Origin of the sequence: Mesorhizobium sp. M7A.F.Ca.US.007.01.2.1 (assembly GCF_003998165.1) — a bacterium.
Taxonomy (GTDB): domain Bacteria; phylum Pseudomonadota; class Alphaproteobacteria; order Rhizobiales; family Rhizobiaceae; genus Mesorhizobium; species Mesorhizobium ciceri.
On record NZ_RZQP01000199.1, the window covers coordinates 1 to 11,824 of the forward strand.

Genomic DNA, 11,824 nt, shown 5'->3' on the forward strand with positions numbered 1-11,824 from the left:
AGGTGGTGCCGACCAGCGTCGGCTGGCCCTTGGCGCTGGCTTCGCGGATCTCCCTGACGATCGCCTTGTATTTCTCCTCGACCGTCCGGTAGACCTCGTCGTCCTCGTCGATGCGGATCACCGGCAGATTGGTCGGGATCTCGGTGACTTCGAGGCCGTAGATGTTGCCGAATTCCTCTGCCTCGGTCAGCGCCGTGCCGGTCATGCCGGACAGCTTCTTGTAGAGGCGGAAATAGTTCTGGAAGGTGACGGAGGCGAGCGTCTGGTTCTCCGGCTGGATCGCCACATGCTCCTTGGCTTCGAGCGCCTGGTGCAGGCCTTCCGAATAGCGGCGGCCCGGCATCATGCGGCCGGTGAACTCGTCGATGATGACGATCTCGCCGTTGCGGACGATATAGTCCTTGTCCTTCTGGAACAGCCGGTGCGCCTTCAGCGCGTTGTTGACGTGGTGGACGATGGCGACGTTCTCGACGTCGTAGAGCGACTCGCCCTTGAGCAGGCCGGCGTCGCGCAAAAGGTTCTCGAGTTTCTCGGTGCCTTCCTCGGTGAAGATCGAGGTCTTCTGCTTCTCGTCGATCTCATAATCCTGCGGCTGCAACTGGATGATGAAGGTGTCGATGGTGTTGTACATTTCCGAACGGTCCTCGAGCGGACCGGAAATGATCAACGGCGTGCGTGCCTCGTCGACCAGGATGGAATCGACTTCGTCGACAATCGCGTAATTGTGACCGCGCTGCACCATCTGGGCGCGCTCGTATTTCATGTTGTCGCGCAGATAGTCGAAGCCGAGCTCGTTGTTGGTGGCGTAGGTGACATCGGCGGCGTAGGCGGCGCTGCGCTCCTCGTCGGACAGGCCGTGGACGATGACGCCGACCGAGAGGCCGAGGAATTTGTAGACGCGGCCCATCCATTCGGAGTCGCGGGTGGCCAGATAGTCGTTGACGGTGACGACGTGGACGCCCTTGCCGGCAAGCGCGTTGAGGTAGACCGGCAGCGTCGCGACCAGGGTCTTGCCCTCGCCAGTGCGCATCTCGGCAATGCCGCCATTGTGCAGCACCATGCCGCCGATCAGCTGGACATCGAAGGGGCGCATGCCGAGCACGCGGCGCGCGGCCTCGCGGGCGGTGGCGAAGGCCGGCACCAACAGATCGTCGAGCGTGGCGCCGTTGGCGATGTCCTGGCGGAATTTCGCGGTGCGGCCGACCAATTCCTCATCGGAAAGCGCCCGCATCTCGTTTTCCATGGCGTTGATCGCCTCGACACGGGGCCGGGTCGATTTGACCCGACGGTCGTTGGAGGAACCGAAAACCTTACGGGCGAGACCGCCGAGACTGACCATCCAATGGTCCTTTCGATAGAATTCTCAATCTTGAGATGAGCGCCGGGCGGCCCCATCAATTCCACGTGAACGTGGACAAACACAAAAAGCGCCCGGAAAACGGTTCTGGACGCAAAGTCGTTGGACAGATAAGAGGGGGCTCAACTGATGTCAACGCCGCGCTGGCCCTGCTGGCTGCGCCAAATTCCGCCACAATCTGGCCGATCTGGAAGCACCCCTCTTAACAATCCCCACCGGAGTCCCCCTATGTCCCTGTTGTTTCGCCGCGCGTCGCTCGCCAGCCTTGGCTTGGCCGTTGGCCTGTCGGCCCTTTCGCTCTCGCCTGTGACGGCGCAGCAAACCGCTCCCGCTCCGGCGGATGCAGCAGCGCCAGCCGCGGCACCGGTCGATCCCAATAAGGTTATCGCCACGGTCAACGGTCAGCCCCTGACCGAAGCAGATCTGGTGCTTGCCGAAGGGGAATTGTCGCAGCAGTTCGCACAATTGCCGCCCGAGCAGCGCCGTGCCGCCGCCCTTTCGGCTGCCATCGAGATCCGCGTCATGGCCGCCCAGGCGGTCACCACAGGGCTCGACAAGGATCCCGACTTCCAGCGCCGCATGGCTTTCCTGCAGCAGCGCGCGCTGCATGGCGAGATGGTCGAGAAGGGTGTCGTCGACAAGGTCACCGACGCCGAGGTCCGCGCCCGTTACGACCAGGAAATCGCCAACACGCCGCCCACCAACGAGCTGCATGCCCGTCACATCCTCGTGAAGACGAAGGAAGAGGCCGAGGCGATCATCAAGCAGCTCGACGGCGGCGCCGACTTCCAGAAGCTCGCCAACGAGCACACCAGCGATCCGTCAGGCAAGACCAGCGGCGGCGATCTCGGCTGGTTCGGACCTGGCCAGATGGTGCCGGAGTTCGACAAGGCGGCCTCCGCGCTCGAGGTCGGCAAATACACCGAGCAGCCGGTGCAAACGCAGTTCGGCTGGCATGTCATCAAGCTCGAGGACAAGCGCACCAAGCAGCCGCCGGCCTTCGACGACGTCAAGGACCAGGCCAAGCAGGCGGTCATCCGCGACAAGTATTTCGCGCTGGTCAAGTCGCTGCGCGCCGGCGCCAAGGTCGAGATCCCCGACGCCAACCTGAAGAAGGCGGTCGATACGCTGGAAAGCGCCAAGTAAGACTGGCAGCTTTTTTGAAAAGGGGCGCGGCAGCCAGGGGTTGCCGCGCCCTTTTTCATTCATTGCCGTCTTTACGAGGCAGGCGCCGCTATGCCTCGCATCACGTAGTTGACGGCCTTGTCGATGGTCGCTTCGTCCTCGTCGAGCCGGTTGGTCAGCAGATGTCTCCAGGCGAAGGAGGCGATCAGGTCGGCGACAACAGCTGAATCGATTTCGGCCGGGATTTCGCCCCTTGCCTTGGCGCGTTCGATGATCTGGGCGGTATGGGACCGTCGGCCCAGTGAGTAGTCGGCAAGGGCCGCGGCCGCGGTCTCGTCCGACTGTGCCTCGGCGATCAGCGACCGGAACACGCTTCCCGACGATGTCTCGCGCCAGTGGGCGAACAGGTTCTTCAGGAAGCCGACGAGATCCTCCTCCAACACCCCTGTATCGGGGACATCGACGCGCTTCTGGCGCTGGTAGACCTCAAGCAGCAACGCCGCCTTGCTCGGCCACCAGCGATAGATCGTGGGTTTGCCGGCGCGGGCCCGCCGCGCCACCGCCTCGATCGAGAAACCGGCATAACCGGCTTCGACCAGTACGGTCTCGGCGGCTTGGAGAATGGCCTCGGCGCTGTCGGGATTGCGCCGCGCACCGATCGATCTGCGCGCCGGATCGGCGTCCTCGGCCATCTCTGTCGTCCTCGCCAAACACTTCGCCGGCAATATAGGTGACCCGACGCTCAAACGAAACGGCGCGTTTTAAAGCTTCTGGAGACTGGCTAGTCGGGGCAGGGGTTGGTCGTTTTTCTGGAACCTTACCGGCGTCTTGGTTGGCGAGGCCCCAAAAGCAAAACCCGCCGGAGGCGGGTCACTGGCGCAAATCAGCACCATGGACGAAAATGTAGCATAGCTGCTCTCACCTGTCAAGAATAAATTCCTACCAACATGAACGCGGCCGGCGCAAACTGGCTGACACCGCCGGACCGGCCGTCGGACGATGTCTACTGCATGGCTTGCGATGTCTCGGAGCCCTGCTCCGAGGGGCGAGTTCGAGCTCCCGGACAAGAGCGACGAAAACGCCCTTGCGCCGGCGCGGTCTATCGGGCAAACCGGCCTTCCCTTGCGATTTTCCCGCCCGAGGCCTCCATGTCCACGACGATTTCGCCGCTTGCGCCGAAGAAATACCCGAAAATGCCAGAAATCGAGGGGGTGCGCATCGCCACCGCCGAGGCAGGGATAAAGTACAAGGGCCGCACCGATCTTTTGACCATGGTCTTCGATGAAGGCACTGCGGTCGCCGGCGTGTTCACGAAATCGAAATGCCCCTCGGCGCCGGTCGATTTCTGCCGGCAGAATCTCGGCGCGGGCAAGGCGCGGGTGCTGGTCGTCAATTCGGGCAACGCCAACGCCTTCACCGGCAAGAAGGGCCGCGAGTCGACCGCACTGACCGGCGAGGCGGCGGCGAAGGCGGCCGGCTGCACGGCAGCGGAGGTTTTCATGGCCTCGACCGGCGTCATCGGCGAGCCGCTCGACACCAGCAAATTCAGCCATCTGCTCGCGGGGCTGGTCAGCAACGGCAAGCCCGAGCTGTGGACCGAAGCGGCAAAGGCGATCATGACCACGGATACCTATCCGAAAGTGGCGACCGCGACCGTCAAGCTCGGCGACACCGATGTCACCATCAACGGCATTTCCAAGGGCGCCGGCATGATCGCGCCCGACATGGCGACGATGCTCTCCTTCATCGCCACCGACGCGCCGATCGCCGCCCCTGTCCTGCAGGATCTGTTGTCGCGCGGCACGGCCAAGACTTTCAACGCGGTCACCGTCGACAGCGACACCTCGACCAGCGACACGCTGCTGATCTTCGCCACCGGCAAGGCCGCCAGGCGCGGCGCGCCGGCGATAACCGATCCCAAGGATGCCCGTCTCGGCACGTTCCGCCGGGCGCTCGGCAAGGTGCTGAAATCGCTGGCGCTGCAGGTGGTGCGCGACGGCGAAGGCGCCCGCAAGCAGGTCGAAGTCACCGTCACCGGCGCCAAATCGGCGCGCTCGGCCAAGCGCATCGCACTGTCGATCGCCAATTCGCCGCTGGTCAAGACGGCAGTCGCCGGCGAGGACGCCAATTGGGGCCGCGTCGTCATGGCCGTCGGCAAGGCCGGCGAACCCGCCGATCGCGACCGGCTGTCGATCTGGTTCGGCGACAACAGGCTGGCGCATGAAGGCGAGCGCGACCCCGGCTATTCCGAGGCCGCGACGTCGGCCTACATGAAGCGCGACGATATCCGCATCCGCGCCGATATCGGCATCGGCCGCGGCAAGGCGACGGTGTGGACCTGCGACCTCACCAAGGAATATGTCGCCATCAATGGCGATTACCGGAGCTGACGGTTTTGAGCTCCAGGCATCCGGCAAGCATGCTCGCGATCGTACGCCGTTACGAGGCGGCCGGCTTTCGCGCCTGGCCGGCGGCCGCCGTCCACTATGACGGCACCTGGGTGGTGCGGCTGACCGCCGGCCATCCGGCCAAGCGGCTGAACTCGGTCAATCCGCTCGATCCCGGCGACATCCAGCACATTGCCGACCGTATCGGCCGGGCCAGCCGCCGTTTCGATGCCTATGGTAGGCCGCTGACATTCCGCATGTCGCCGTTGTCGGGTCCCGATCTTGCCAGTCATCTCGACCATGAGGGATGGAGCCGGTTCGACGAGTCGCTGGTCATGCGGCTGCCGCTGGCCGATGCGCAACTCGACGCTGCCATGGACCAGATCCCGCTGAAAGACATCAGCCGCTTCATCGGCGCGTCGCTCAAGGTCAGCGGTTCGGATGTTTCGCTGCGCCCCGGCCTGTCGGAGATCATCGGCGCCATCCAGCCCGAAGCCGGGCTGTTCGCGCTCGAAGATGGGTCAGAAGCGCTGGCGACGCTGATCTGCGTGCATGACGGCGATCTCGCCGGCCTGTTCGAAGTCGCCACCGACAAGTCGGCACGCAACAGGGGCCACGGCCGCAACCTGATCCTGTCGGCACTGAAATGGGCACGGCTGCGGGGCGCACGGGAAGCCTGGCTGCAAGTCGAGGCCAACAATGTGCCGGCACTGGCGCTCTACCATTCGCTCGGCTTCGAGGAAGTCTATCGCTACCACTACCGGCGGCCGCCGGGTCATGAATGATGTCGTGATTGCCGGCAAGCGCCTGCTGCTGGTCGCCGCCTGCGCGCTGGTCGATGCCGACGGCCGGGTGCTTTTGGCGCAGCGGCCTCAGGGCAAGCAACTTGCCGGGCTGTGGGAATTTCCCGGCGGCAAGGTCGAGCCGGGCGAGACGCCCGAACAATGCATCATTCGCGAACTGCATGAGGAAATCGGCATCGAAACCGACATCCCGTGCCTGGCGCCGCTCACTTTCGCCAGCCATTCCTACGACGATTTCCACCTGCTGATGCCGCTGTTCATCTGTCGCCGCTTTCGCGGTATCGCGCAGCCCAGGGAAGGGCAGACGCTGAAATGGGTGCGGCCGAAGCAGATGCGCGATTACCCGATGCCGCCGGCCGATGAGCCGCTGATCCCGTTCCTCATCGATCTTCTCTGAGGCTCCCGTCCGGCCGGTTCCTGGCCGAGGCGTTGTATCAGCCAGCATTAATGGAAGATTTATCTCGTCGTGAAAAATTGAAGCATGGCCGTTCGCGGCCGAGCCGTCGATTTGCCGGGGAGCGATAGCATGAGCCTAGACAGGGATTGGGACTCGATCAGGCCCGAGCGCGGCTTTCGCGCCGCCGATGCGGGCATGGGCATATTGCGCATAACGCTTCTGTTCGGTTCGGCCGCGGTGGCGCTGGCGCTGATCGCAACCCCTTTCCTCGACAGCCAGACACGCTCGCTGTCGGCCCGTGACGGTTTCGGCGGGCTCGACATGGCGGCCACAGGCTCGATCGGCCATCGCGAAACCTACACGCTGCGCCGCAGCGTGCTGCAGCCGCAGCCGAGCTCGGTCTGCATCATCAGGTCCAATGGCCGGAGCAGCGGCGACTGCTGACATGGTTAAGAAATTTCGCAAAGGCGGCGGTTTCACCGCCTGTTAAGCCTTTGCCGTTAACCTTTCTTAACAGGTCGGCTGTAAGGTCCCGGACAGAGGGGTTGAGGCCATGAAAGCAGTGCTGCTGGGTTTTCTGAACGACGAGACCGGCGCCACGGCCGTCGAATATGGCGTGATCATCGCCGTGCTGTCGCTTGCCATCGTCGGCGGCATCGGTGAGGTCCGCGACGGGATCATCTGGCTGTTCAGCGACAACAACAGCAAGCTTGCGAACGCTTTCGCACCCACTCCCTGATCCGGCTTTTCCGCACCCTGGGGCAGGATCATTGCCCGTCGGGCGCCTCCAGGATTGTTTTCAGCGAGACCTTGGCCGACCCTGGCTTCAGCGGCTTTTGCTGTGAAGCGTCGGGCGCCCAGCCGGACATCCAGACAATCGAGAAACTTGCCCTGACGCGGCCGTCGGGGTCGGAAAACCGCTCGGCGTAGATTTCCGCCGCGCGGGCAAACAGCTTGCGCGAGCCCGGCCGCCGGCTGCGATCGGTGAGCGCATTGGTCTCGCCCATGGCCCGCAGATCCGCGATCAGGTTGAACAGGCTGGCATAGCGCACCGTCACCGTCTCGACGTCGGCGACCGGCAGAGCGAGACCGGCGCGCTGCAGCAGCGCACCGGCATCGCGCACATCGGTGAACGGGGCGACACGCGGGCTGGCGCCGCCGTAAAGCTCGGTCTCGGCCGCAAGCAGGCTTTCGCGCAATTCGAAAAGCGTGCCGGCGCCGGCAAAGGCGCCGAGGAAAAGCCCATCCGGCCGCAACGCACGGCGGATCTGGATCAGCATGCCTGGGATGTCGTTCATGGCCTGCAGCGACAAGAGCGACACCGCCAGATCGAGGCTTTCCGGCTCGAACGGCACGGTTTCGAGCGGTGCGATCAGGCCGGCATCGCCACCGCTCAGGAAAGCCGTATCCGTCTCGACGCGGACAATGTCGGCGACCTTGCCGCTTTCAGCGAGCGTTTCGGCCGCCGCCGGCGTCTGGCAAAACAGCACGGCCGCCTTGCCGAACCGGCGCTCGACGGCGCCCAGCCGGTCGGCAAGGTCCTCGGCCGTGCGGCGCATGAGGAAGTCCGCGCCGTCGACCGGACGGGCAAGCGCGCGCCGCTTGTGCGTCAGCCACAGAGAGGTATCCATTATTGGCTGCAACGGGCAGATCCTTTGTTTGTCCACGCTCCGAGATCGTTGATATAGTGGCGCGCAGGAGCAACCACGTGGCCGATCCGATGCCCAAGATCAAGTCCATCGGGATCACGAACCTGGCCCGGTCGGTTGTCGGCTGGCCGGCGCGGATGCTGTTTCCGCCGGTCTGCGCCGGTTGCCGCCGGCATGTCTCGCAGCCGGGCGTGCTGTGCGGCGCCTGCTGGCCGAAGCTCAGGCTGCTGGAGCGGCCATGGTGCCCTGTCATGGGTACGCCGTTCACCCACCATATGGGCGAAGGCTTTCTGTCGGCCGAGGCGATTGCCGATCCGCCGCCTTTCGAGCGGGCGCGGGCGGCGGTCGCCTATTCCGGCGTTGCGCGCCAGATGGTGCAAGGGTTGAAATACCAGGATCGCACGGATCTGGCACCTTGGATGGCGCGCTGGATGATGCGTGCGGGTGCCGATCTCATCGCCGAAGCGGATGTGGTGGTGCCGGTGCCGCTGCACTGGCGGCGGTTTTTCAGGCGGCGCTTCAACCAGTCGGCGGAACTGGCAAGGGCGGTCTCGGCACTTAGCGGATTGCCCTTCGCCCCGTCGGCGGTGCGGCGCGTGAAACTCACCCGCCAGCAGGTCGGGCTGGAGCGCGGCGAACGCGAGGAGAATGTGCGGGCCGCGTTCCGGGTGCCCGCCGAGGCGGAAATCGAGATCGCCGGCCGCAGGGTGCTTTTGGTCGACGATGTCTACACCACCGGCGCCACGGTGCGTTCCGCCACCAAGGCGCTGAAAAGGGGAGGTGCGGCCGCCGTCGACGTGCTGACCTTTGCGCGTGTGTTGCCGGGGGACTTTCGGGCGGACGAGTCCGCGACTATATAAGTCGGCAACGAACAGCGGAAATTCGTCATGACCGATGTCACGATCTACACCCGCATGATGTGCGGCTATTGCACGGCAGCCAAGCGGCTGCTCGAGCGCAAGGGCATAGCCTTTACCGAGCACGATGCCTCCTTCTCGCCGGAATTGCGCCAGGAGATGATCTCCCGGGCGCATGGCCGCACGACCTTTCCGCAGATTTTCATCGGCGATACGCATGTCGGCGGCTGTGACGACCTGCACGAGATGGAGGCCGAAGGCCGGCTGGACAAATTGCTCGCCAACGGCGCGACGAATTGAGGGAATGACGATGGGTGTTTTCAAGGCCGCTGCGATCCAGATGCGTTCGGGCGAGAGCCCCGAGCGCAACGCCGCCGATCTCGAACGGCTGGTGCGTGAAGCAGCCAGCCTAGGTGCCACCTACATCCAGACGCCGGAAATGACCGGGGCGCTGATCCGCGACAAGGAAGCTCGCGCCGCATCGTTCACGTCGGAGGACAAGGACATCGTCGTCGCGACCGCGCGAAGGCTGGCCAAGGAGCTCGGCATCTTCCTGCATATCGGCTCGACCGCCATTCTGCGCGCCGACGGCAAGCTCGCCAACCGGGCGCTGCTGTTCGGGCCGGATGGTGCTGCGCTCGCCGCCTACGACAAGATCCACATGTTCGACGTCGATCTCGACAATGGCGAGAGCTGGCGTGAGTCCGCCGCCTATGAACCGGGAACCGAGGCCGTCGTCACCGACATCGGGGGTGCAAAGCTCGGCTTCGCCGTTTGCTACGATCTGCGCTTTCCGCAACTCTTCCGCGCCGAGGCGTTGGCCGGCGCAGACCTGCTTTCCGTACCGGCTGCCTTCACCCGCCAGACGGGCGAGGCGCACTGGCACGTGCTGCTCAGGGCGCGCGCCATCGAGAACGGCGCCTATGTCGTCGCCGCCGCGCAGGGTGGCTTGCATGAAGACGGCCGCGAGACTTACGGCCATTCGCTGATCGTCGATCCGTGGGGCCGGATCATTGCGGAAGCCGCGCATGACGAACCGGCGGTGATCGTCGCCGAGATCGACCCGGCGCAGTCGCTTGCCGCGCGCAAGAAGATCCCCAATCTCAGGAATGCGCGGGATTTCGCCGTCAATGCCGGCTCGGGCGAGGCGCCGCGGCTCAGGGGTGCAGCCTCTTGATCCGTTTTGCCCTGATCTGCGAGCACGAGCACGAATTCGAAGGCTGGTTCCGCAGCAACGACGATTTCGACACCCAGAAGAAGCGCGGCTTCGTCGATTGCCCGAGCTGCGGTTCGCACAAGGTGCAGAAAGCACTGATGGCGCCGGCCGTCTCCACGGCGCGCAAGCAGGAAACCATAGCGCTGGCCATGGGCGAGGCGCAGAAGCAGGCTTTGGCGCAGCTGAAGGCGATGGCCGAGAAGGTGCGCGAGAATGCCGATTATGTCGGCGACAAGTTCGCCGAGGAAGCGCGAAAGATCCATTTCGGCGAGAGCGACCCGCGTGGCATCTATGGCGAGGCGACGCTGGACGAAGCCAAGAGCCTGGTCGAGGACGGCGTCGAGTTCATGCCGATCCCGGTGTTTCCGGACGACCGCAACTGAGTTCCGAGGGAGCTTTGCGCGACCCAGAAGCAATTGAGCCGCGACGCAGCATAAGAGCCGTCGTTGGCCGATTGGCCCGCTGGGGCGCCGTCAAGCTTAGCGGTACCCGAACGATCGACGGGTTGCTCATCATCAGCGACAAGGGCACCGACAAGATCGTCGAGGCGCTTCAGCTTATTCGTGATTTTGATCCAGTGCGCTACAGACGGCTGCTTGGTGACGTAAGACAGGTATTTGTCACAACCCTTCCTGCTTCCGTCGCGCAATGGGCAAACTCTTCCAAGGCATGCGAATTGGACGAGCGCCATATCATCAGCGAAGGGACGACGCCGGAATTGGTCGCTTCGATTATCGTCCATGAAGCCACCCACGCGCGGCTTATGCGATGTGGTATCGGCTACGAAGAGGCGCTGCGGGATCGCGTGGAGCAGGTCTGTCTGCGTCGAGAAATAGCCTTTGCGGCCAGATTGCCGACCGGAAAGGGCCGGAGCCAGCAAGCCGAAGCGACACTCGAGGCCATGCCGGACTTTTCCGACAAGGCGATGAGTGAGCGCTATCTCAGCGGTTTGCGGGATGCTCTGCTCTACCTCAACATGCCGACCCGGCTTGTCGACCTCACCGTATCATACCGCCGCTGGAAACACCGGCGCCGGTTCTCGCGGCAGCCTACGAACTGACCCGGCTTAGCTCACGCTCCCGATCAATTTCTCAAGCAGCCGAGAGAGCGTCTCCCGTTCGGCCGGTGTCAGGCCGGAAAGAATCTCATGCTCGTTGGCAACATGGGCGGCAATAGCCTCATCGATCAACGCGAGGCCCTTTTCGGTCAGCCTCACGACAATGCCGCGCCGATCGTTGGGGTGCGGCCCGCGCAGGATCAATCCGGACGTTTCGAGCCGGTCGAGCCGGTTGGTCATGGCGCCTGACGTCACCATCGTCGCTTCATAGAGGGCGGTCGGCGTCAGGGCGTAGGGTGATCCAGAGCGGCGCAGCGTTGCCAGCACGTCGAATTCCCCGGACTGCAATCCATAACGGGCAAACAACGGCGCCAGGCGCTCGCGGGCGATCAGCGAGGCGGCCTCGTTCAGCCGCCCGAGCACACCCATCGGCGAGACGTCCAGATCGGGTCGTTCCCGCTTCCATTGCTCGATCGCCCGTGCTGCCCTGTCCAACTGTCTCACCATCATTTATCTTGACGTTAAGAATCTTTACGTTATCTTACTGCAAGATGCAATGCCGGCCAAGAGCCGCGCTACAGGATTCGGTCAATGAAGCTTCTCTGGGATTCGGCGCTCGGCCTGCTGGTCGTCACCGGCGGCCTGCTCGGCCTGACGCTGCCGTTCGGCAAGCTCGCCACGGCTGCCGGCGTGCCGGCCATGGTCTGGGCCTTCGTCATCTCGCTCGGCGCCGGCGGGGTCTTGCTGTGCATGCTCTTGGCTCGCGGCAAGCGGGTCCGGCTCACCGCGCACAAATTGCGCTATTTCTTCGTCACCGCCGCGGTGTCCTATGCTGTCCCCAATCTCCTGATGTTCTCGGCCATCCCGCATCTGGGCGCCGGCTACACCGGCATCATGTTCACCCTGTCGCCGGTCATCACGCTGGTGTTCTCGATCCTGCTGCGTGTCCGGCGCCCCAACATGCTGGGCATTGTCG

At 64.1% G+C, this 11,824-nt stretch carries 16 protein-coding genes; 12 read left to right on the forward strand and 4 right to left on the reverse strand.

What is annotated here, in order from left to right:
- The coding region (locus EN949_RS26895) for a DEAD/DEAH box helicase (RefSeq protein WP_348630609.1) at nt 1–1,339 on the reverse strand (1,339 nt) is incomplete at its 3' end.
- Between the two features lie 246 nt (nt 1,340–1,585).
- On the opposite strand from EN949_RS26895, the gene EN949_RS26900 reads away from it, so the two are divergent.
- Complete coding sequence (locus EN949_RS26900) at nt 1,586–2,503, forward strand: peptidylprolyl isomerase (protein ID WP_027163508.1); 918 nt, start codon at nt 1,586–1,588, stop codon at nt 2,501–2,503.
- Between the two features lie 71 nt (nt 2,504–2,574).
- Here EN949_RS26900 and EN949_RS26905 read toward each other — a convergent pair whose 3' ends face one another.
- Complete coding sequence (locus EN949_RS26905; protein ID WP_127365840.1) at nt 2,575–3,174, reverse strand: TetR/AcrR family transcriptional regulator; 600 nt, start codon at nt 3,172–3,174, stop codon at nt 2,575–2,577.
- A gap of 456 nt (nt 3,175–3,630) precedes the next feature.
- On the opposite strand from EN949_RS26905, the gene argJ reads away from it, so the two are divergent.
- The 5 genes from argJ to EN949_RS26930 all read left to right on the forward strand — a co-directional run bounded on the left by argJ (nt 3,631) and on the right by EN949_RS26930 (nt 6,808).
- A complete protein-coding gene (gene argJ, locus EN949_RS26910; RefSeq protein WP_063173143.1) occupies nt 3,631–4,872 on the forward strand; it encodes a bifunctional glutamate N-acetyltransferase/amino-acid acetyltransferase ArgJ in 1,242 nt (413 codons plus the stop codon).
- Nucleotides 4,873–4,901: 29 nt separating this feature from the next.
- Entirely contained in the window at nt 4,902–5,654 is a 753-nt protein-coding gene (locus tag EN949_RS26915; RefSeq protein WP_063173142.1) for a GNAT family N-acetyltransferase, read from the forward strand.
- Nucleotides 5,647–6,069 carry an 8-oxo-dGTP diphosphatase MutT gene (gene mutT / locus EN949_RS26920; protein WP_127365839.1) on the forward strand — a complete coding sequence of 141 codons (423 nt, stop codon included), beginning with the start codon at nt 5,647–5,649 and terminating at the stop codon, nt 6,067–6,069. Before EN949_RS26915 ends, mutT begins: the two co-directional genes overlap by 8 nt.
- A 129-nt stretch (nt 6,070–6,198) precedes the next feature.
- Nucleotides 6,199–6,513, forward strand: coding sequence for a hypothetical protein (locus EN949_RS26925; RefSeq protein WP_013529445.1), 315 nt, complete (start codon nt 6,199–6,201; stop codon nt 6,511–6,513).
- A 109-nt stretch (nt 6,514–6,622) separates the two neighbouring features.
- A complete protein-coding gene (locus EN949_RS26930; protein ID WP_013529446.1) occupies nt 6,623–6,808 on the forward strand; it encodes a Flp family type IVb pilin in 186 nt (61 codons plus the stop codon).
- Nucleotides 6,809–6,836: 28 nt separating this feature from the next.
- Here the strand turns inward: EN949_RS26930 and EN949_RS26935 are convergent, their stop codons facing one another.
- Nucleotides 6,837–7,712 (reverse strand): methyltransferase domain-containing protein, encoded by an 876-nt coding sequence (locus EN949_RS26935; RefSeq protein ID WP_024503791.1) that lies wholly within the window; start codon nt 7,710–7,712, stop codon nt 6,837–6,839.
- Nucleotides 7,713–7,777: 65 nt separating this feature from the next.
- Between EN949_RS26935 and EN949_RS26940 the strand changes: the two genes are divergently transcribed.
- The 5 genes from EN949_RS26940 (at nt 7,778) to EN949_RS26960 (ending at nt 10,851) form a co-directional block, all read left to right on the forward strand.
- Nucleotides 7,778–8,578, forward strand: a complete 801-nt coding sequence (locus EN949_RS26940) for a ComF family protein (RefSeq protein WP_127365838.1) — start codon at nt 7,778–7,780, stop codon at nt 8,576–8,578.
- A 27-nt stretch (nt 8,579–8,605) separates the two neighbouring features.
- Nucleotides 8,606–8,875: a glutaredoxin 3 gene (gene grxC, locus EN949_RS26945; RefSeq protein ID WP_027163513.1), complete on the forward strand. Its 270-nt coding sequence runs from the start codon at nt 8,606–8,608 to the stop codon at nt 8,873–8,875.
- A gap of 10 nt (nt 8,876–8,885) precedes the next feature.
- Nucleotides 8,886–9,752: a carbon-nitrogen hydrolase family protein gene (locus EN949_RS26950; protein ID WP_127365837.1), complete on the forward strand. Its 867-nt coding sequence runs from the start codon at nt 8,886–8,888 to the stop codon at nt 9,750–9,752.
- Nucleotides 9,749–10,174, forward strand: coding sequence for a DUF1178 family protein (locus tag EN949_RS26955; RefSeq protein WP_013529451.1), 426 nt, complete (start codon nt 9,749–9,751; stop codon nt 10,172–10,174). The genes EN949_RS26950 and EN949_RS26955 overlap by 4 nt, the downstream gene beginning before the upstream one ends.
- Nucleotides 10,175–10,296: 122 nt before the next feature.
- Nucleotides 10,297–10,851, forward strand: coding sequence for a hypothetical protein (locus EN949_RS26960; RefSeq protein ID WP_164753528.1), 555 nt, complete (start codon nt 10,297–10,299; stop codon nt 10,849–10,851).
- A gap of 6 nt (nt 10,852–10,857) precedes the next feature.
- On the opposite strand, the gene EN949_RS26965 is transcribed toward EN949_RS26960, so the two are convergent.
- The gene (locus EN949_RS26965) at nt 10,858–11,343 is read right to left on the reverse strand and encodes a MarR family transcriptional regulator (RefSeq protein WP_013529453.1); all 486 of its coding nucleotides are present in this window, start codon (nt 11,341–11,343) and stop codon (nt 10,858–10,860) included.
- A gap of 96 nt (nt 11,344–11,439) precedes the next feature.
- On the opposite strand from EN949_RS26965, the gene EN949_RS26970 reads away from it, so the two are divergent.
- The coding region (locus tag EN949_RS26970) for an EamA family transporter (RefSeq protein WP_164782553.1) at nt 11,440–11,824 on the forward strand (385 nt) is incomplete at its 3' end.